The sequence below is a fragment of the Cognatiluteimonas telluris genome (assembly GCF_011320095.1).
GTDB classification, from domain to species: domain Bacteria; phylum Pseudomonadota; class Gammaproteobacteria; order Xanthomonadales; family Xanthomonadaceae; genus Cognatiluteimonas; species Cognatiluteimonas telluris.
Map to the genome: position 1 here is coordinate 33122 of NZ_JAANOY010000004.1, position 20565 is coordinate 53686.

Sequence of the window (20565 nt, forward strand, 5' to 3'; positions counted from 1 at the left end):
CGTGCTGGCAGCCGCCGCATCGGCCACCGACGCCCGCTATGGCGACCTGCACTGGCGCCTGCTCGGCCCATTCCGCGGTGGCCGCGTGCTCACCGTTGCGGGCGTGCCTGGGCAGCCGCAGCACTTCTATTTCGGCGCCGTCAACGGCGGCGTGTGGGAAACCATGGACGCCGGGCGCACGTGGCGGCCGATCTTCGACGACCAGCCGGTCGGCTCGATCGGCGCGCTCGCCGTGGCGCCATCGGATCCGCGGGTGCTCTACGTCGGCACCGGCGAAGCGGATATGCGTTCTGACATCGCGCAGGGCGATGGCATGTACCGCTCCGACGATGGTGGTGGGCACTGGACGAAGATCGGACTGGCCGATAGCCAGCAGATCGGCCGCATCCTGGTCGATCCGCGCGATGCGAAGACGGTCTTCGTCGCGGCGCTCGGACATCCCTACGGTCCCAACGCCGAGCGCGGCGTGTTCCGCTCGCACGATGCGGGCGCGCACTGGACGCGGGTGCTCGGCAAGGGCGAGGACACCGGTGCGATCGACCTCGCCTTCGAGCCCGGCAACCCGCGGGTCGTCTACGCGGCGATGTGGCAGGCCCGGCGTACGCCATGGAACGTCTATCCGCCCGCCAGCGGCCCGGGCTCTGGCCTGTTCAAGTCCATCGACGGCGGCGATACCTGGACGCCGGTGCGTGGCAACGGGTTTCCCGAGCACGTCGGCCGCATCGGCGTGGCGGTGGCGCCCACCCTGCCCTCGCGCGTCTATGCAATCGTCGATGGCGACGCGGGCGGCCTGTATCGCTCCGACGACTCCGGCGCGCACTGGCACCTGGCCAGCGGCGATCCGCGGATCTGGCAGCGCGGCTGGTATTTCGGCCGGATCACGGTGGATCCGCAGGATGCCGATCGCGTCTATGCGTTGAACACCATCGTGCTGCGTTCGGACGACGGCGGCGCGCACTTCGTCGCGCTCAAGGGCGACGGCACCGGCGACGACTTCCACGAGCTGTGGATCGACCCGCGGGATTCGAACCGGCAGATCCTCGGCGTCGACCAGGGCGCGATCGTCACCATGAACGGTGGTCGCAGCTGGAGCAGCTGGCACAACCAGCCGACCGCGCAGATGTACCACGTCAGCACCGACAACCGGTTCCCGTATCGCGTCTACGGAGCACAGCAGGATTCCGGCGCGGTCGCCCTGCCCAGCGCCACCAGCGGCACGGCGACGATCTCGATGGAGCAGTTCAAGGAAGTCACCGCCGGTGGCGAGGCCGGCATGATCGCGCCCGACCCGGAGGATCCGGACATCGTCTACGGCGGTGGCGTGGACAAGCTCGACCTGCGCACCGACCAGACCCACTCGGTCGACCCGACCATGATCGAACCCGACGTGATCCATCGGCGCACCTGGACGCTGCCGCTGGTATTTTCGCGACGCGACACGAAAGCGCTGTATTACGGCAACCAGAAGCTGTTCCGCACCGACGACGGCGGCCATCACTGGACCACGATCAGCCCGGACCTCACCCGCGAAACGCCCGGCGTCCCCGCAAACCTCGATGCCGTGACCGCCGCCAACAACCTCGGCAACGGCCCCCGGCGCGGCGTGGTCTATGCGATCGCACCCTCGCCGCTGGATGCGAAGCTGCTGTGGGTCGGCACCGATGACGGTCTCGTCTGGCGCACCAGCGACGAAGGCCGCCATTGGGCCGACGTGACGCCCAAGGCAGTGGGCGCGTGGTCCAAAGTCGGCATGATCGAGGCATCGCACTTCGATCCGCAGGTCGCCTACGCCGCGGTCGATCGCCATCGGCTAGATGACCGCAAGCCCTACATCTATCGCACCCGCGACGGCGGGAGCACCTGGCAGGCGATCGTGGCCGGCATCCGCGACGGCGACTTCGTCAATGCCGTGCGCGAGGATCCGGCGCAACGTGGCTTGTTGTACGCCGCGACCGAGCTTGGCGTGTACCTGTCCCATGACGACGGCGACCACTGGCAGCCGCTGCAGATCAACCTGCCGCGCACGTCCGTGCGCGACATCGACGTGCACGGGAACGACGTGGTCGTGGCCACCCACGGCCGCGGCTTCTGGGTGCTGGACGATGTGTCGCCGCTGCGGCAGATGGCGCAGGACGGTGCGCGCGCCACACGCCTGTTCGCACCCGCGACCGCGATCCGGGTGCGTCCGGCCGGCTTCACCGGGACGCCGCTGCCCAAGGAAGAGCCGGCCGCGGACAACCCGCCGTTCGGCGCGCGCATCGACTACCTGCTGGACAGCGCGTCCACGGCGCCCGTGCAGCTGACGATCCGCGATTCGGCCGGCCACCTCGTGCGGCGGTACTCCAGCGACGACGCGCCGGCGAAACAGGACGTCGCCACCGCCGGCACGGCTCCGGAATGGTTCACTACGCCCTCGACGCTCTCGACCCAGGCGGGGCTGCATCGCTTCCTCTGGCCGCTGCGCTATCCGGCGCCGCCGGCGCTGGCCAACGGCGACGCCTACGCCGATGGCGCGTGGGCGCCCCCCGGCCGCTACACGGTCGCGCTGACGGTCGACGGCAGGGCCTACACGCAGCCGTTGACCATCGCCCCGGATCCGCGCGTGTCGCTTGCCCCTGATGGCTATGCGCGGCAGTTCGCCTTCGTCCGCGACGTGCAGGCCACGCAGGCACGGCTGGCGACGGCAAAGGCACAGGCCGCGCGCCTGCATGCCGGCATCCAGGCCGCGCGCGAAGCCGCGCCGCCGGCACTGGCCGCGTCGCTGGCGTCGCTGGACGCGCAGATCGTGGCGCAGGGCGGACTGCAGGAAGCGCCCAATCCCTACAACGCGTGGTCGGCCGGCTCGCCGGGAACGCGCTCGCTCGCCTTCCTGTCGCAATCGCTGGGCCGGATCGCGCAAGCCGCGGACGATGCCGACGTCGCGCCCTCGCCGGATGCACGCAGCGGCTACACCACGCTGACGCCGATCATCGAGGACGAGCTCACCCGATGGCAGGCATTGCTTTCGGGCGAACTGCCGGCGGTCAACGCGCAGTTGCGTCGTGCCGGACAGGCCGAACTGCAGGCGGACGCGGCTCCAGGCAGCACCACGCCGCAGGGCTGACGCCTCGAAGGCCCCGCTGGCGCCTGCCGGCCGCCAGCCCTCGCCTCGCCGATCGATGCATCCGGCATGCCTACAATGCGCGGATGCGTGATCCGACGCCCCGCGTGTTGTTGACCGGCTTCGCCCCGTTCGGCGGCGAAGTCGTCAATCCCAGCTGGGATGCGGTATCGCAACTGGACGGCGGCACGATTGCCGGCCATCGGATCGTGGCGAGGCAACTGCCGGTCGCCTTCGGAGCCTCGCTGGCGTGCCTGCGCGAATTGCTGGACGCGACGACCCCGAACCTGGTGCTGTGCGTCGGCCAGGCGGGCGGGCGCGGAGAGGTGTCGATCGAGCGCGTCGCGATCAACATCGACGACGCCCGCATCGCCGACAACGCCGGCGCCGCGCCCGTCGACACTCCGATCGTCGCCGACGGGCCGGCCGCTTATTTCACCACGCTCCCGATCAAGTCGATGCTCGCGGCATTGCGCGATGCCGGGATTCCCGCCGGGATCTCGCAGAGCGCCGGCACCTATGTCTGCAACCACGTTTTCTATGGCCTGATGCACGCCTTGCACGAACGGCCGCACATCCGCGGCGGCTTCATCCATGTTCCCTATTCCCCCGAACAGGCCGCGCACCATCCAGGCGCGCCAAGCCTGCCCCTGGGGACCGTCGCCAGGGCGCTGCGCATCGCGCTGCACGGGGCGCTGACCACCCACGAAGACCAGCGCATCGCCGCCGGTTCCGAACACTGAGGACCCCGATGAAACCGTTCCTGCTCGCGATCTGCCTGGCCGCCGGCGCAATCGCCGCATCACCCGCGCACGCCGGACTGTTCAACCGTTCGCCGGAAAAATCAGCCGAGGAAGCCGCGCGCGCCAACATGGCCGCGGTGACGATCTGGGTCGATGCGAGCTGGGGATTCCGCCACCAGGGTGCGGCGAACGCGCTGAGCGATGCCCACCAGGCGTTCGCCACGCGCGGCTACAAAGTGGTGAGCGTCGAACCGTACATCGAGAACGGCGACCTGCAGGGCTTCTTCGTGACCTACCAGAAACCCTGATCGCCGTCAGGTTCTCGGCAGGGTCACGCCGGTCTGGCCCTGGTACTTGCCGCCGCGATCCTTGTAGGACGTGCCGCAGACCTCGTCCGACTGGAAGAACAGCATCTGGGCGACGCCCTCGTTGGCGTAGATGCGCGCCGGCAGCGGCGTTGTGTTGCTGAATTCCAGGGTCACGTGGCCTTCCCACTCGGGTTCCAGCGGGGTCACGTTGACGATGATCCCGCAGCGCGCGTAGGTGCTCTTGCCCAGGCAGACCACCAGCGTGTCGCGGGGAATGCGGAAGAACTCGACGGTGCGCGCCAGCGCGAAGGAATTGGGCGGGATGATGCAGACGTCGGCATTGACGTCGACGAAGCTGCCGGGATCGAAGGCCTTGGGGTCGACGATGGTCGAGTTGATGTTGGTGAACACCTTGAACTCGCGCGAGCAGCGCACGTCGTAGCCGTAGCTCGAGGTGCCGTAGCTCACTATCCGGTGCCCGTCGGCGGCATGCTTGACCTGCTCGGGCTCGAACGGCTCGATCATCCCCTGCGATTGCGCCATGCGGCGGATCCAGTGGTCGCTCTTGATGCTCATGCGTCGAATTCCTGCAGCCAACGGCCCAAACCGGCAATTCTACCGGGCTCGAAGGCCGCGCCGCATGGCAGGGACATCGGGCGGACACCGCCAGGCCAGCCCGGGGCGCACGGATGTGCGCCAGCGACCGTTGCCCTGCAACCAACCCGATCCGGGACAACCGTGCCCGCCGGCGCCACTCAGCCGGACAACAACGCGCTGGCGATCGGCAGGCTCGCGCGTGGTCGTGCCGCCAGCCGCGCCGCCACCTCGAAGGCGAGCTGCCGGTACGCGTCCGCGGTGGGCGAATCCGGCGCCGCGGCGACGATCGGGGTACCGGCGTCGCCCTGTTCGCGTATCGCCAGCTCCAGCGGCAGGCTCCCCAGCAGCGGCACGCCGTACTGGGCGGCCAGCCCTTCGCCCCCGCCATGGCCGAACAGGTGTTCGACGTGGCCGCACTGCGTGCAGACGTGCATGGCCATGTTTTCGACGATGCCCAGCACCGGCACGTGTACCTTCTCGAACATCCTCAGCGCCTTGCGCGCGTCGAGCGTGGCGACGTCCTGCGGTGTGGTGACGACGATCGCGCCGGCCACCGGGATCTTCTGCGCCAGCGTCAGCTGGATGTCCCCGGTGCCCGGCGGAAGATCGACGATCAGGTAGTCGAGCTCGCCCCACAAAGTTTCGCCGAGCAGCTGCGTCAGCGCCGAGGTGGCCATCGGCCCGCGCCAGATCATCGGCGTGTCCTGCTCGACCATCAGGCCGATCGACATCGCTTCGATGCCATGCGCGCGCATCGGCTCGATCGACTTGCCGTCGGGGCTGTCCGGACGGCCCGACAATCCCAGCATCATCGGCACGCTCGGTCCGTAGACGTCCGCATCCAGCACGCCCACGCGCGCGCCCTGTGCCGACAGCGCGAGGGCAAGGTTGACCGCGGTGGTCGACTTGCCCACACCGCCCTTGCCCGAACCGACCGCGAGGAGATTGCGCACCCGTGGCAGTGGTGACACGTTGGGCTGGACGGCGTGGGGGACGATCCGCTGGCGGACGTCGAATCCGGACAGGACGACACCGTCGGCGGACAGCAGGGCCGCCACCGACTGCCGCAAGTCGGCCGACCGGGCATCGTCGCAGGGGTAGCCCAGGGTGATCGAAACCACCGCGCGCTGGTCGTCGACGCCGACGCGCACGCGCGCCCCCAGGTCGCCCAGGCTCAGTCCTGGCAGCGGATGGATGCCTTCGGCAATGCGGGTTTCGAGCACGTCAGCCAAGGTCGGCACCGTTCGGAGGTAGCCGGACATGAAGCGGCGAAAACTTGTCGGCGTCAACTTCCGGCGCCCGGAACGCAGCAGGAAAGGGACCGCGTGGCTGGCGTCGAGCTGAACCAAGCGCCAGCGTCCGGCCCGTACGCCTGCGGATGCGGTATAAATCGGCGGCCGGACGATGCCCAGGTTCCGGACCTACCCGGAGGGGAACCATGCGCTTGAAATCCACCGTACTGCTCGCCCTGCTGCCACTGGCCCTGATCACCCAGCCGGCCCTCGCCCAGGCGGTCGACCCGCCGTCGGCCCAGGCCGGCCCGGCGAACAACACGCCCGTGGGCAAATGGCGCACGATCGACGACAAGACCGGCAAGGTGAAGTCGATCGTCGAGATCTACCAGACCACGAACGGCACGCTGGCCGGCAAGGTCGTGCAGGTGCTCAACTCGGACAAGGGTCCGCATCCGCTGTGCGACGCCTGCAAGGGCGAGAACCACAACAAGCCTGTCGAAGGCATGGTCATCGCCTGGGGGCTGCAGCATGAAGGCAGCAGCTGGGATGACGGCAGGATCCTGGACCCGCACAACGGCAAGGTGTACTCGGCGAAGATGACGCCGATCGACGGCGGCAGGAAGCTCGAGGTGCGCGGCTACATGGGATTCTCGCTGCTTGGCCGCAGCCAGACCTGGATCCGCGAGGAGTAGTCCCCGCGGCTGTTCAAGCCATGCTCGCAAACGACGGCCCGGCTTTCCGGGCCGTTCGTTTTCCAGCGCGGTCGGCGCCTGGGGCAAAACGACCGCCGCGGCACCCCATGCGATAATCGGCGGCCATTTCCAGCGCCGTCGCCATGCCCCGCACCGCCATCGTCACCTGCGCCCTGCCTTACGCCAACGGGGCACTGCACCTGGGGCACCTGGTCGGCTATGTCCAGGGCGACATCTGGACCCGCGCGCGGCGCATGGCGGGCGATACGGTGCATTTCGTGTGTGCCGACGACACCCACGGCACGCCGATCATGCTCGCGGCCGAAAAAGCCGGGCTCGCGCCGGAAACCTACGTCGCCGGCATCCAGGCCGGGCATGAGCGTGATTTCGCCGCGTTCGGCGTCGACTTCGACCATTACGACTCGACCAACTCCGCGCGCAACCGCGTGTTGACCGAAGCCATCTACGCGCGGCTGGACAACAACGGCCACATCGGCCGCCGCAGCGTGGCCCAGTTCTACGACCCCGCCAAAGGCATGTTCCTGCCCGATCGCTACGTCAGGGGCATTTGCCCGAACTGCGGCACGCCGGACCAGTACGGCGACAACTGCGAACAGTGCGGCGCCACCTACGCGCCCACCGACCTGAAGGAGCCGCGCTCGGTCCTGAGCGGGACCGCCCCGGAACTGCGCGAGTCGGAGCATTTCTTCTTCGAGGTCGGCCAGTTCGAAGGCTTCCTGCGCGAGTGGTTGTCCGGCGACGTCGCCGTGCCCGGCGTCAAGGCCAAGCTACAGGAGTGGCTCGATGGCGAAGGCGGGTTGCGCGCCTGGGATATCTCGCGCGATGCGCCCTATTTCGGTTTCGAGATCCCGGGACATCCGGGCAAGTACTTCTACGTCTGGCTCGATGCGCCCATCGGCTACCTGTCGAGCCTGCAGGTGCTGTGCGAGCAACAGGGCCTGAACGTCTTCGATTTCCTCGCCAGCGACAGCGATGCCGAACTGCACCACTTCATCGGCAAGGACATCGTCACCTTCCATGGCCTGTTCTGGCCGGCGGTGCTCCACGGCGCGGGCTTCCGCGCGCCGACGCGGCTGCACGTCAACGGCTACCTCACCGTCGGCGGCGCGAAGATGTCCAAGTCGCGCGGCACCTTCATCATGGCGCGCGCTTACCTCGACGCCGGGCTCGAACCGGAGGCCCTGCGTTACTACTTCGCCGCCAAGTCCTCCGGCGGCGTCGACGACGTCGACCTGAACCTCTCCGACTTCGTCGCGCGGGTGAATTCGGATCTTGTCGGCAAGCTCGTCAACCTCGCCAGCCGCTGCGCCGGCTTCATCGAGAAACGCTTCGACGGGCGACTCGCGCCGGCCCTACCCGACCCCGACATGTATGGACGCTTCGTGGCCCAGCTGCCGGCGATCGTGGCCGCGTACGCACGCAACGAAGCGGCTACGGTGCTGCGCCTGGCCATGGCCCTGGCGGACGAAGCCAACCGTTATATCGACGAGCGCAAGCCATGGGTGATCGCCCGCCAGGATGGCGCCGACGTTGAGCTCCAGGGTGTGTGCACCCAGGGCCTGAATCTGTTCCGGGTACTGGTTGGAATGCTCAAGCCGGTTCTCCCGCGCCTGGCAAGGCAGGCCGAAACCTTCCTCGATGCGCCGATCGACGACTGGCGGTCGCTGGAGACGCCGCGGCTCGGTGAGCGCATCCAGCCCTATTCGCCCCTGTTCACCCGAATCGACCCGAAGCACATCGACGCCATGATCGAAGCCAGCAAGCAATCCCTGCAGCCCAGCGAAGCCGCGACCGGCAATGCGCCTCCCGCTACGGCAGGCGCCGTCGCGCCGACGCCAGAAACCAAACCGGCCCCCGGGACGCCTGCCACAGTCACCATCGACGATTTCGCCAGGCTCGACCTGCGCATCGCGACCGTGCTTGCCTGCGATCTGGTCGAGGGCTCCGACAAGCTGCTGCGTTTCCAGCTCGATGCGGGCGAGCTCGGGCAACGACAGGTGTTCTCCGGCATCCGCGCCAGTTACGGCGCCCCGCAGCAACTGGTCGGACGCAAGGTGGTGTTCATCGCCAATCTCGCTCCGCGCAAGATGCGCTTCGGGGTCAGCGAAGGCATGATCCTGTCGGCGGGCGGCGACGGCGGTTTGTTCCTGCTCGACGTCGATGCAGGCGCCGGACCGGGCATGCAGGTGAAATGACCATCGACGCGGCAACCGGGCGTTCCGGCGGTTTCTGGATGCGCGCCGCAATGCGCAGCGCATGCCCGCCGACCTGATCGAACGCCTCGATCGCCTGCTGCCGCAGACCCAATGCGGCCAGTGCGGTTTCGCCGGCTGTCGGCCTTATGCCGAAGCAATGGCGAGCGGACTCGCCGACATCGATCGCTGCCCGCCCGGTGGCGACCCGGGCGCGCGGGCACTGGCCCATGTGCTCGGGCTGGCGCCCAAACCCCATGACCGGACCCGCGGCGTGCACGCGCCGCCACGCGTGGCGGTGATCGTGGAAGCAGACTGCATCGGCTGCACCAAGTGCATCCAGGCCTGCCCCGTCGATGCGATCATCGGCAGCGCCAAGCACATGCACGTGGTGCTCGAGCCGCTCTGCACCGGTTGCGAGTTGTGCGTGCCGGCGTGCCCCGTGGATTGCATCGTCATGGAAGGCGGCACCGCGAAGGCACCATAGGCATCAGCTTCGTGCGTCGAAGCGGCGCGCATCAGCGCCATGACGGATCGGATCCGGGGCGCGACCGGTGGCACTGCAGGATCGTCGCTGCCACCGTGCGACAGGCCGGCCGTCGTCGGCTCAAGGCTGGCGCGGAGTGCATGCCGAACAGATGCGCTCGACCCGGTAACCCCTGGCGCGGAGCTTTTCGACCACGCCGTCGCTGCCCAGCAGGTGCAATGCACCCACGACGACCAGCGTGTCGTCCTTGCCCGGCGCGAGGAGCCGCTGCTCGATGCGGGGGACCCATGCGTCGTTGCGCGCGACGTCGATGCGCGCATACAGCCTGGGATATTCTCGCTTCATGTCCGCGGCCATTCCATCCCACAGTGCGGCCGCATCGCCATTGCGCCATGCGCGATGCAGCCGCTCGAGGTCGCTGGCCTGGCTGGAGGCATCCAGCGACTCGGCGAGGAACTGCACCTGCTCATCGCGATCCATGCCATCGAGGAACGCGATCTGCTGCGCGCCGGTTTCAAGGCCCGACATCGGTTTCCCATGCGCGCTGGCCTCGGCCGCGAAATGCTGGTCGAGCCCCAGTCGTGGATCAAGGCCGGCGGCGCCCATCTGCACCATGCTGATCGCCAGGCCGACGAACCAGGGTTCGAACGCCTGCAGGGACTGCGCCGGCATGCCCATTGCCTGCAGGTTCGCGGCGTGCGCGTCTACCCAGGCTTGCAACCTGGTGGCGATCGCCGCTGGGAGCTCGTCGTCCAGCCGCGTACCGTCGGTGCGCAACGCCGCCTGGCTCATCTGCAGCGCCAGCGTCGACGATCCCATCTCATCCGGCGGGATTTCGAAAACCACGGATTCGGCGTCGTCGAACGCGGCGTCGACATCGCCCGAAAGCGGATAGTCACCCGGCTTGAGCAGGTGGAAGGAGCCAAGCAGGTAGACGCTGTTGTCGGCGTCGGACACCTTCCACAACAATGGGACCGGTGGTTCGGCTCGAACTCCCGTGGCCGCCGCTGACAACAGCACGGCGAGGACAGCCCCGGCGACCGAACGCGTCAGTCGCATGGAACTTCCAATGCGCGGGCCTGCGGAAGACACCCCGAATCGAATCGACATGGCTGGCTGCCTGCTCCTGCACGGACCCGGCTGGGTGTCATGGCCTGTGATAACCCTTTTCACCCGCCGTGATCGCCAGGTCCAGCCGGTTTTCCGGCGGCGGCAGGGGGCAGGTCGCGAATGACGTGAACGCGCACGGGGGATTGCGCGACTGGTTGAAGTCGAGCACGACATTGCCCTTCGCATCCGGCATCGGGGTATCGAGGAAACGCCCCGCTCCATAGCTGCCATGGCCGTTGGTGCGATCGGCGAACACCAGGAACAGCACGCCCTCGCCCTCATCCAGCGCTTCGATGCGGTAGACCTTCCCGTCCTTCGAGAACTCCACCACGCCCGGATTGGACATCGCATCCATGCCGCCGATGATGTTGGCGACTTCCATGGTGCGGCCGGGCTCGTGCGGGATGAACCTTCCGGCCAGTTTCCACGCCGTGTCCGCCGGCCAGTAATCAAGGCCGGCGAAATGCACGCGGCTTGGCGCGTCGGCATGTTTCACCCGCAGCGCCAGCCGATGGTTGCGCTCGATCACGGTCGCATGGCCCTTGCCGCCGTCGAAGCCGATCACGCTCGGGCCCGCGGGATCCTGGTCGGTGCGCAGCGGCTGCGGCCTGGTGAACGGCTGCCCGTCCACGGTCAGGGTTGCCGACGCATCCGGGACCAGCCGCGCCTGCCTGTCCTCGATCTCGATCATGCCCAGGTGCGCGGGCCCCATCGCCAACTGGATGCCGTTGCCCGGCGCGCTGCCGAGGTAATGCGCGCCCGGATCGAGCCAATGCAGTCCGATCAGGCTCGTCCAGCCTTCGGGCTGCAGCAGGTCGTTGCGGCGCTTGTCGCGCCAGGCCTGTTCGTCGTGGGCGAAGGCGGTCGCGGCAGCTTTGGCCATGGCATCGTTTCCGTCAGGGTTGGCGCCGTTGCGGTCGCAGGCCGCCAGCAGCGTTGCGCCGCCCAGCAGGGCGGCCAGGATCAGGCCGGACTTGCTTGCATTCACGTCAGCGTCCTCGCAGGAACCATTTGTCGATCTCGGCCAGGCTGAAGCGCGCCCAGGTCGGGCGGCCATGATTGCATTGACCCGAGCGCAGGGTGGATTCCATCTCGCGCAGCAGTGCGTTCATCTCCGGAACGCCAAGGCGCCGATGCGCGCGCACCGCCGCATGGCAGGCCATCGTCGACAGCAACGCGTCGCGCGCTTCGGCGATGCGGCGACTGTCGCCGTGCTCGCGCAGGTCGGCCAGCACGTCGCGCAACAGCGCATCGACATCGCCATCGGCCAGCAACGCCGGCACTCCGCGCAGCAGCAGCGACTGCGGGCCGCTGCGCGAGACTTCGAAACCAAGTTCTGCGAGCACAGCCGCCTCGCGCTCGGCCGTTTCGGCTTCGCGCTCGGACACGGACATCGCCTGCGGGACCAGCAGCGGCTGCACGCGGACGCCGATGCCATCGTGCGCGCTCTTCAGCTTTTCGTAGCCGATGCGCTCGTGGGCGGCATGCATGTCGACGACGATCAGGCCGTCGACGGTTTCGGCCAGGATGTAGATGCCGTGCAGCTGGGCGATGGCATGGCCCAATGGCGGCAGCGTGGCGTCGGATGATTCCGGCAACGCGGCCTCCCCCATGGCCGGCCATTGCATTGCCTGCGCTGGCGGCGAGCCATACAGGGCCGCATAGCCCGCACGCGCCTCGTCGACCGCCGCCGCGCCAGGGCGTGGCGACAGGCTCAGTGGCGTCTGCGGCATCGCCCATTGCGGCGCTGCCGCCGGAACCTGGGCCGGATGCGCGGCCGCTGCGCCTGCGCGCGTCTGCGCCAGCGCCTCCTGCAGGGTGCGATAGACGAAGTCGTGCACCAGCCGCGCATCCCGGAAACGCACCTCGTGCTTGGCCGGGTGCACGTTGACGTCGACGCCGCGCGGATCCAGTTCCAGGAACAGCACGTAGGCCGGATGCCGGCCGTGGAACAGCACGTCGGCGTAAGCCTGCCGCACGGCATGGGCGACGCTGCGATCGCGCACGCTGCGGCCGTTGACGTACAGGTACTGCTGGTCGGCGGAGGCGCGGTTGTAGACCGGCTGCGCGATCCAGCCGTGCAACCGCAACGCGACCTGGCGCGCCTCCGGATCCTTGCCCATGGCGCGGTCGACGCGCATCGCGTTGCGTGCGAACTCCTCGCCCAGCGTTTCCAGCAGGCGCTCGGTCGATGCCGGCCTCCCCACGTCGCCGAGGTCCGCGCCGCGGTAGCGCCGCGACGGGCGGCTGTTGTGCGATACGCGTAGTTCCACGTCCGGCCGCGCCAGCGCCAGCGAGCGCAGCCACTCTTCGATGTGGCCAAGTTCGGTGCGCTCGGCGCGCAGGAACTTGCGCCGCGCCGGCACGTTGAAGAACAGGTCGCGCACTTCCACCGTGGTGCCGCGCGGATGGGCCTTCGGAGTGAGCGTTCCGATCCGGCCGCCATCGACCTCCAGGCCGGCGCCGTGCTCGCTGCCGGCATGGCGCGAATGCAGCGCGAAGCGACTGACCGATGCGATCGACGGCAGGGCTTCACCGCGGAAGCCGAGGGTCGCGACGGCCTCGAGATCGTCGAGCGAGGTGATCTTGCTGGTGGCGTGGCGCGCGATCGCCAGCGGCAGGTCGTCGGCCGGGATGCCGTTGCCATCGTCGCGGATGCGGATCAGGCGCACGCCGCCTTCTTCCAGGTCGATGTCGATGCGCCTGGCACCGGCGTCGAGCGCGTTCTCGACCAGTTCCTTGACCACGGACGCGGGCCGCTCGACGACTTCGCCGGCGGCAATCTGGTTGATCAGGGTGTCGGGAAGCTGGCGGATCGGCACGAAGCAACCGGCGCCGGTTGCGGCGCCGTCAGGCGATTCAGCCGTGATGATAGCGGCGTTTGCCGCTCGCGACCGCCAACGTGGTCAGCGGCTGCCGCCACCGGGCAGGCCCGCATTGCCGCCGGCATCGGCGCGCGCGGCGTACAAGGTGCCCGGCGGCGGCTGGCGGCTGAAGTACGACGTCACGCCGTCGAGGATCGCGCGCGCCAGTTGCGCCTGGTGCGCGGGATCGTTCAGGCGCCGCTCCTCGTCGGGATTGGAGATGAAGGCGGTCTCGACCAGCATCGACGGCACGTCCGGCGAACGCAGCACCACGAAGTTCGCGCGCTCGACCTCGCCCTTGTGGGTGCGGCCGATCTGCTTGAGGCCCCCCAGCACCTGTTCGGCCATGTCCTCGGACGCCTTGAGCGTGGCGCTCTGCGACAGGTCGAGCAGCACCGAGGCGAGCGTGTCGTCCTTGTCCTGCAGCTTGACGCCACCGACGAGGTCGGCCGCATTTTCCTGGCTGGCGAGCCAGCGCGCGGCCTGCGAGGACGCGCCACGCTGCGACAGCACGAACACCGACGAGCCCGACGCCGAGGGGCTGGTGAACGAGTCGGCATGGATCGACACGAACAGGTCGGCCTTGGCGGCGCGCGCCTTCTGGTAGCGCTGCACCAGCGGGATGAAGACGTCGGTATCGCGGGTCAGATAGGCCTTCAGTCCCGGCGTGGCGTTGACCTGGCGCGCGAGCTCTTTCGCGACGGCCAGCGTCACCATCTTCTCGCGGGTGCCACCCGGGCCCCGGGCACCCGGATCCTGGCCGCCGTGGCCGGCGTCGATGGCGATGATCAGCGGACGCATGCCGGCGCGGCGGACGACGTCCTGCATGGTCTTGACCGGCGCATGCGCGGGCGGCGGCAGCGCGGCGGCAGGCATTGGACTGGCAGGCGGTGGGCTCACTGGCGGCTGCGTGACAGCCCGCACCGCTGCGATGGTGGGCCCGGTGGCCGCATTCGCCGCCGCGGCGGAAGGCGTCGCCCCGCTGGCCGGCGTCGTCACGGCGGGAGCGTTGGCGGTGGTGGTCGGGCTGGCCTGGGCCAGGATCGCCGCTGGCACCGCGCCATCGTCGGGCCACTCCAGCACCAGCCGCGGGCCGTCGGCACCGGGCTCGTAATGGGGCTTGAGCGGCGCGACGGCGGCGCTCAGGTCGAACACGATCCGGGTCGTGCCGGGGGCCGGCTGTCCCGAGCGGACGCCGCGGACAACGCCGGCCGCGGCCGGCAGCTTCAGGCTGGGCGGCAGCCTGGCCCCGGCGAAGTCCACCACCAGGCGATCGGGATTGGCGAGGGTGATCAGCTGGTAGCTAGCTTCGCTGTCGAGCTGCAGTTCCGCGCGGGTGCCGGTGGCACCGCTGCTGAGCTGCAAGCCGCGTAACTCGCCGGCATGCGCAAGGTTCCAGCAGATGGCGCCGAGCAGCGCCACGCCGAGCAGGAGTTGCTGGAAGCTGGTCCCCTTGACGCGCATGGCCCGGATTCAAGCATCATCGTCGAGCCATTGCAACACTTTTCCCTTATGGATCCGTGGTCTGGGATGACTTCCTGCCTTCGGAAGTCAGCAAGGCGTCGCAAACCCCGGTTTCGGTCATGCGCCTGACCCATGCGATCCCGACCGCGGACACCCCGAGCAGCCGGGCGCTCCGCCCCGCCCCGTCGACCGCCAGCGCGACCGCCAGATCCGGTGGCGGCAGGCCCCCTGCCCCGCGCTCGGGCCATTCGACCAGCCACAGGCTCGCACCGGCATCGTCTAGGGCGAGGAATTCCAGCTCGCGCGCGCCGGCGATCCGGTACAGGTCCAGGTGCAGCGCCTTGCCGCCGGCGGCCAGCGGGTAATGCTCGACCAGGGTGTAGGTCGGGCTGCGGATGGCGCCGTCGACGCCCAGCGCACGCAGCCACGCGCGCGCGAGGGTCGATTTCCCCGCGCCCAGGTCGCCTTCGAGGAACACGATCGCTTCGGCCGGCTGCGTGCGCGCCAGCAAGGCGCCGAGCGCGTCGGTCGCGGCCGCGTCGTGCAGGTGCAAGTCCATCAGTTGGCTCCTGCCGGATTGGCGCGCCGGCGCAGTTGCGGCAGCAGGTCGGAAGGCAACAGGCCGCGCTCGCCGGCGATGGCTGCATCGTCGCCAGCGGCGCCATGCAGCAACGCGCCGCAGGCGGCGGCATCGAATGCGGACAGGCCCTGCGCGCGCAACGCGGCGACGACGCCGGTGAGCAGGTCGCCCATGCCGCCGACGGCCATGCCGGGATTGCCGGCGGCAATCACGCAGGGCGTGCGTCCGGGCGCGGCGACGATCGTGCCGGCGCCCTTCAACACCACGACGCAACCGAAGCGCTCGACAAGTGCGCGCGCCGCCGAATAGCGATCGGATTGCACATCGGCAATCGACGCCTGCAGTAGTCGCGCCGCTTCCCCCGGATGCGGCGTGAGTACCGTATCGGCCGGCAATCCGCGCGGCTGGCGCGCCAGCAGGTTGAGCACGTCGGCATCGAGCACCAGCGGTTTACCGCAGGCCATCGCGGCGTCCAACAACGCCGCGCCCCAGGCATCGGTACCCAATCCAGGACCGATCGCAAGCACCGTTGCGCGCTCGAACTGTGCCGCATCGATCCCGCCGGCATCATCGACGGCGCGCGCCATCGCTTCGGGTTGCGCGGCCAGCAGTGCCGCGACGTGCGCGGCGCGGGTGGCGACGCCCACCAGCCCGGCGCCACTGCGCAGTGCCGCCTGCGCGCACAACACGATCGCGCCGCCGCTGCCGTGGTCGCCGCCGATGCACAGCACGTGGCCGTTGCGTCCCTTGTGGCTGTCGCGTCGCCGCGGCGGCAACCAACCGCCAAGTGCATCGGCGCGGAGCGCGGACGCACATGCGTCCGGCGCGGGCAGCTCCACGCCAAGCGTGTCGGTGCACAACGCACCGCAGTAATCCAGCGCGGCGCCCGTCACCAGCCCGGGGTGGGCAGCGAGGAATTGCAGCGTCCGGGTCGCGCGTATCGCAACCCCGGCCACGTTGCCCGTTTCCGCGTCGACCCCGCTCGGGACGTCGAGCGCGAGTACCGGGCGCGAAGCCGCATTGATGGCATCGATCCAGTCGGCGACAGCGCCTTCGGGCGCGCGCGCCAAGCCGATGCCGAACACGGCATCGACGATGACATCCACCCGATCCAGACCCTCCATGGCGGCATCGATTTCGCCACCGGCGGCTTCGAACTGCGCGCAAGCACGCCGCGCCAGGTCGGTCGCCGGCGGTGCCAGCCGCACCACTCGCACCTGCCGCCCGGTCTGCAGCGCCTGGGTGGCAAGCACATAACCGTCACCACCGTTGTTGCCCGGGCCGCAGGCCACCACGATCCGCTGCGCCTGCGGCCAGCACGCCAGCAGCTGGCGCCAGGCTGCCTGGCCAGCGCGTCGCATGAGTTCGAAGCCATCGCCATGCGCGGCTGCGAATCCGCTCTCGGCACGGCGCAGGGAAGCACGGCCATGGAGGGCGATGGCGTGCGTGGGCAGGGCCGGTTCCATCGCGCGATTCTATACTTGGCGGATGCATCCGATCGCCGCTCCCACGCCTTCCACCGCGGCCCGCACCGCCGACTACGGCGCGCTCGCGCAGCGGATCCGAACGCTTGCGCGCGAAGCCGGATTCCAGCGTTGCGGGATCAGCGACATCGCGCTCGAGGAAGACGAAGATCACCTGCGCGACTGGCTCGCGCAGGGCCTGTACGGTTCGATGGAATGGATGGCGCGGCATGGCGACAAGCGTTCGCGGCCGCAGCAACTCGTCCCGGGCACATTGCGCGTCGTGTCGGTGGGCCTGGATTACGGACGCGATCCGGCGCAGGCCTGGGATACGCTCGCCGATGGGGAGCAGGCCTACGTCGCGCGCTATGCGCTCGGACGCGATTACCACAAGCTGATGCGCCAGCGGTTGCAGGCGCTGGCCGATCGCATCGCCGCCGAAGTGGGGCCGTTCGGCCATCGTGTCTTCGTCGATTCGGCGCCGGTGCTCGAGCGCGCATTGGCCCGTAACGCGGGACTTGGCTGGATCGGCAAGCACACCTGCCTGATCGACAAGGAGGGCGGCTCGTGGTTTTTCCTCGGCGAGATCTACCTCGACCTGCCGTTGCCGGTCGATGTACCGGCCAGCGCGCACTGCGGCACGTGCACGCGCTGCATCGACGTCTGTCCTACGCAGGCGATCACCGCGCCCAATCGGCTCGACGCACGGCGCTGCATCAGCTACCTCACCATCGAGCATGCCGGCTCGATCGACGAGGCGCTGCGGCCGCTGATCGGCAACCGCATCTTCGGCTGCGACGATTGCCAGCTCGTGTGTCCATGGAACAAATTCGCCAAGCGTTCGGACGAGCCGGACTTCCGCGTGCGCAACGACCTGGACCGGGCGACGCTGGCCGACCTGTTCGCCTGGACCGAAGACGAGTTCCTGCAGCGCACCGAAGGCTCGGCGATCCGCCGCAGCGGCTACGAACGCTGGCTGCGCAACATCGCCATCGCGCTGGGCAATGCGCCGACGACGCCGGCGGTCATTGCGGCGCTGGAATCACGGCGCGACGATGACAACGCCGTCGTGCGCGAACATGTGGCCTGGGCGTTGTCGCGTCACGACGCGGTGGGAGGCAGCAATTGCGCGGAGTGCGGGACGTCCGCAGCCGGCGGCTGACCAGCCGGTGCGTGGCGACGGTGTCGTCGACGCGCCGCCACGCTGCCTGCGTGCTGGACGCCGTTGGATTCCCGCCTGCGCGCGAGGGACGGTGACGGCAACATCGACCGCCGCATGCGCCAGACCGTTGCGCGACATGCGCGGGCGCAGGTCAACACCGGCGCGCGCATCCGGCTTCGCGGGCCAGGGCCGCCTTGGCGAAGGAGCGCGATGCGTGATGGGCGGGCGCGAGCGCCATGCGCCCGCGAGGCGCTGGCGCTGGGGCGGCGTATCGAAGCGTGGGCTCAGGCCGCCTGCGCGGGAATCGACTCGTTGGTGTGCGTGAGCAGGTTGTGGCGGTCGACGTAGACCAGCGTCGGCTTGTAGGCCGCGGCTTCGGCTTCATCGCACACGCCGTACGCGCAGATGATCACCAGGTCGCCGGGCTGCGCGCGGTGTGCGGCGGCGCCGTTGACCGAGATCACGCCGCTGCCCTCCTCGCCACGGATCGCATAGGTCACGAAGCGCTGGCCGTTGTTGACGTTGAAGATGTGTACCTGCTCGTACTCGCGGATGCCGGAGATGTCGAGCAGCCGGCCGTCGATGGCGCAGGACCCTTCGTAATGGAGTTCGGCGTGGGTCACCGTGGCGCGGTGGATCTTGGCCTTGAGGATGTTCAGCTGCATGGCGGTTCTCCGGCCGGGGCCGAAAACGAGGTGGGCGCAGTGTAGGCAGGGGTTTGCCGCACTGCAACATTGGCTTGGAAGGCTCAGCCGCTGGCGGAAGGTCCCTTGCCGAAGGCCAGGTTGTCGATCAGCCGCGTGCGCCCCAGGCGGGCGGCCACCAGCGCCACCCGTGGGCCCGGCCCGGCGTCGGCCGGTTCGGACAGGTCGGGCCGGCGCAGCACTGCGTAGTCGACGGCGAAGCCGGCGGCCGTGAGCCGCGCGCGCGCGGCCTGTTCGACGGCATCGCGACCGCCGCCGGCCAGCGTTTCCTGGCGCATCTGCAGCAGGACGCGGTGGATTTCCGCCGCGACCGGTCGCTCGGCGGCCGACAGGTACTGGTTGCGCGAACTCATCGCCAGCCCGTCCGCTTCGCGCAGCGTCGCGCCTGCGAGCAGTTGGATCGGGAAGGCCAGGTCGCGCACCAGGTAACGGATCACCGCCAGTTGCTGGTAGTCCTTCCGCCCGAAGACCGCGATGTCCGGCTGAACCTGGTTGAACAAGCGCGCAACGACGGTGGCCACGCCATCGAAGTGCCCCGGCCGGTGGGCGCCTTCCAGCACGGACGTCACCCCCGGTACCGACACCTGCACCGTCGCCTGCGGCCCGAACGGATACATCGTGTCCACCGAAGGCAGCCACAGCGCGTCGCAGCCCGCCGCTTCCAGCCCCGCCGCATCCGCCTCGGGCGTGCGCGGGTAGCGCTCGAAATCCTCGCCTGGACCGAACTGGGTTGGATTGACGAACACGCTGGCCACAACGCGATCGGCGTGCTCGCGCGCCAACCTCAGCAGCGAGAAATGGCCAGCGTGCAGGTTGCCCATCGTCGGCACGAAGGCAACGCGCAGTTCCTCGCGCCGCCAGCCGGCGATGAGCGTGCGCAGGCGCGGCAGTTCGCGGATCGTTTCCATCATGCGTCCGATGCGCCGGATCAGGCGTAGCTGTGGTCGGCGTCGGGGAACCGGCCCTCGCGCACGGCGTCGGCGAACGCGCTGAACGCACCTTGCACCGAGCCGCCTTCGGCAAGGAAATCCTTGACGAACTTCGGCCGTCGATGGCCACTGGCCAGTCCCAGCACGTCGTGCAGCACCAGCACTTGGCCATCGCATTGCGGCCCGGCGCCGATGCCGATGGTGGGGATGTCGAGCGCACGCGTGATGTCTGCGGCGAGCGGCGACGGCACGCATTCGAGCACCAGCAGCGAGGCGCCGGCTGCAGCGACCGCCAGTGCGTCCGCGCGCAGCGTGTCGGCGGCGCGCTCGTCGCGGCCCTGCACCTTGTAACCGCCCAGGCGCAGCACCGATTGCGGCGTCAGCCCCAGGTGCGCGCACACCGGGATCTCGCGCTCGACGAGGAAGCGGATCACCTCGAGCTTGCTGCCGGCGCCTTCGAGCTTGACCATCGCCGCGCCGGCCTGCAGGCAGCGCGTGGCCGCATCCAGCGCGCGCCCGGGCGTGGCATCGGCCTGGAACGGAAGATCCGACAGCAGCAGCGCGGACGACAGGCCGCGTGCCACGCAGGCGGTGTGATAGACGATGTCGTCGATGACGACCGGCAGCGTGCTGTCGCGTCCCTGCACCACCATGCCCAGCGAATCGCCGACCAGCACCAGGTCGATGCCGGCCTGGTCCATCACCCGCGCGAAGCCGGCGTCATAGGCCGTGAGCATCGCCAGTCGCCGCCCGTCGCGCTTGGCCTGGGCGAGCATCGGCACGGTCCAGGGCTTGCGCTCGGTGCTCGTGGTGGGCTGGGTATACACGGCAGCTCTCGCGGTGGGGGTGCCGATTATGCAGGTCGGCTGGCCTGCGCGTCCGGGAGGCTGCGTTTTCCCCAGCGGATCCTTGCC

General features: G+C 69.3%; 18 protein-coding genes. 7 read left to right on the forward strand and 11 right to left on the reverse strand.

Annotated elements, in window-relative coordinates; genetic code table 11:
• Position 1: 1 nt before the first annotated feature.
• From G7B67_RS04260 to G7B67_RS04270, 3 genes are all read left to right on the forward strand, one after another.
• Positions 2–3103: a WD40/YVTN/BNR-like repeat-containing protein gene (locus G7B67_RS04260; protein WP_243412246.1), complete on the forward strand. Its 3102-nt coding sequence runs from the start codon at positions 2–4 to the stop codon at positions 3101–3103.
• An 83-nt stretch (positions 3104–3186) separates the two neighbouring features.
• Positions 3187–3843, forward strand: coding sequence for a pyroglutamyl-peptidase I (gene pcp / locus G7B67_RS04265; protein WP_166208367.1), 657 nt, complete (start codon positions 3187–3189; stop codon positions 3841–3843).
• A gap of 8 nt (positions 3844–3851) precedes the next feature.
• Positions 3852–4151, forward strand: coding sequence for a hypothetical protein (locus G7B67_RS04270; RefSeq protein WP_166208370.1), 300 nt, complete (start codon positions 3852–3854; stop codon positions 4149–4151).
• A gap of 6 nt (positions 4152–4157) precedes the next feature.
• On the opposite strand, the gene dcd is transcribed toward G7B67_RS04270, so the two are convergent.
• Positions 4158–4727 (reverse strand): dCTP deaminase, encoded by a 570-nt coding sequence (gene dcd, locus G7B67_RS04275; RefSeq protein WP_166208373.1) that lies wholly within the window; start codon positions 4725–4727, stop codon positions 4158–4160.
• A gap of 179 nt (positions 4728–4906) precedes the next feature.
• Positions 4907–5980 (reverse strand): iron-sulfur cluster carrier protein ApbC, encoded by a 1074-nt coding sequence (apbC, locus tag G7B67_RS04280; protein WP_425482407.1) that lies wholly within the window; start codon positions 5978–5980, stop codon positions 4907–4909.
• Between the two features lie 206 nt (positions 5981–6186).
• On the opposite strand from apbC, the gene G7B67_RS04285 reads away from it, so the two are divergent.
• From G7B67_RS04285 to rnfB, 3 genes are all read left to right on the forward strand, one after another.
• Positions 6187–6675, forward strand: a complete 489-nt coding sequence (locus tag G7B67_RS04285) for a DUF2147 domain-containing protein (protein WP_166208376.1) — start codon at positions 6187–6189, stop codon at positions 6673–6675.
• A gap of 143 nt (positions 6676–6818) precedes the next feature.
• On the forward strand, positions 6819–8891 hold the full coding sequence (gene metG, locus G7B67_RS04290) for a methionine--tRNA ligase (protein ID WP_166208379.1): 2073 nt from the start codon (positions 6819–6821) through the stop codon (positions 8889–8891).
• 61 nt (positions 8892–8952) lie between these two features.
• On the forward strand, positions 8953–9375 hold the full coding sequence (gene rnfB, locus G7B67_RS04295; protein WP_166208382.1) for an Rnf electron transport complex subunit RnfB: 423 nt from the start codon (positions 8953–8955) through the stop codon (positions 9373–9375).
• Positions 9376–9495: 120 nt separating this feature from the next.
• On the opposite strand, the gene G7B67_RS04300 is transcribed toward rnfB, so the two are convergent.
• The 6 genes from G7B67_RS04300 to G7B67_RS04325 all read right to left on the reverse strand — a co-directional run bounded on the left by G7B67_RS04300 (position 9496) and on the right by G7B67_RS04325 (position 16859).
• On the reverse strand, positions 9496–10434 hold the full coding sequence (locus G7B67_RS04300) for a TraB/GumN family protein (protein ID WP_166208441.1): 939 nt from the start codon (positions 10432–10434) through the stop codon (positions 9496–9498).
• An 88-nt stretch (positions 10435–10522) separates the two neighbouring features.
• Positions 10523–11473, reverse strand: a complete 951-nt coding sequence (locus G7B67_RS04305) for a DUF1684 domain-containing protein (protein ID WP_243412247.1) — start codon at positions 11471–11473, stop codon at positions 10523–10525.
• A 1-nt stretch (position 11474) separates the two neighbouring features.
• Entirely contained in the window at positions 11475–13307 is a 1833-nt protein-coding gene (mutL, locus tag G7B67_RS04310) for a DNA mismatch repair endonuclease MutL (RefSeq protein ID WP_166208447.1), read from the reverse strand.
• A gap of 84 nt (positions 13308–13391) precedes the next feature.
• Positions 13392–14813, reverse strand: coding sequence for an N-acetylmuramoyl-L-alanine amidase (locus G7B67_RS04315; protein ID WP_166208450.1), 1422 nt, complete (start codon positions 14811–14813; stop codon positions 13392–13394).
• 46 nt (positions 14814–14859) lie between these two features.
• A complete protein-coding gene (gene tsaE / locus G7B67_RS04320; protein ID WP_166208757.1) occupies positions 14860–15375 on the reverse strand; it encodes a tRNA (adenosine(37)-N6)-threonylcarbamoyltransferase complex ATPase subunit type 1 TsaE in 516 nt (171 codons plus the stop codon).
• A complete protein-coding gene (locus tag G7B67_RS04325; protein ID WP_166208453.1) occupies positions 15372–16859 on the reverse strand; it encodes an NAD(P)H-hydrate dehydratase in 1488 nt (495 codons plus the stop codon). Before G7B67_RS04325 ends, tsaE begins: the two co-directional genes overlap by 4 nt.
• A 22-nt stretch (positions 16860–16881) precedes the next feature.
• Here G7B67_RS04325 and queG point away from each other — a divergent pair, with 22 nt between their 5' ends.
• Positions 16882–18018 carry a tRNA epoxyqueuosine(34) reductase QueG gene (queG, locus tag G7B67_RS04330; protein ID WP_166208456.1) on the forward strand — a complete coding sequence of 379 codons (1137 nt, stop codon included), beginning with the start codon at positions 16882–16884 and terminating at the stop codon, positions 18016–18018.
• A gap of 284 nt (positions 18019–18302) precedes the next feature.
• On the opposite strand, the gene panD is transcribed toward queG, so the two are convergent.
• From panD to panB, 3 genes are all read right to left on the reverse strand, one after another.
• The gene (gene panD, locus G7B67_RS04335) at positions 18303–18683 is read right to left on the reverse strand and encodes an aspartate 1-decarboxylase (protein WP_166208459.1); all 381 of its coding nucleotides are present in this window, start codon (positions 18681–18683) and stop codon (positions 18303–18305) included.
• Between the two features lie 83 nt (positions 18684–18766).
• Complete coding sequence (panC, locus tag G7B67_RS04340; RefSeq protein WP_166208462.1) at positions 18767–19633, reverse strand: pantoate--beta-alanine ligase; 867 nt, start codon at positions 19631–19633, stop codon at positions 18767–18769.
• 17 nt (positions 19634–19650) lie between these two features.
• Entirely contained in the window at positions 19651–20478 is an 828-nt protein-coding gene (gene panB, locus G7B67_RS04345; RefSeq protein WP_279303950.1) for a 3-methyl-2-oxobutanoate hydroxymethyltransferase, read from the reverse strand.
• Positions 20479–20565 lie beyond the last annotated feature (87 nt).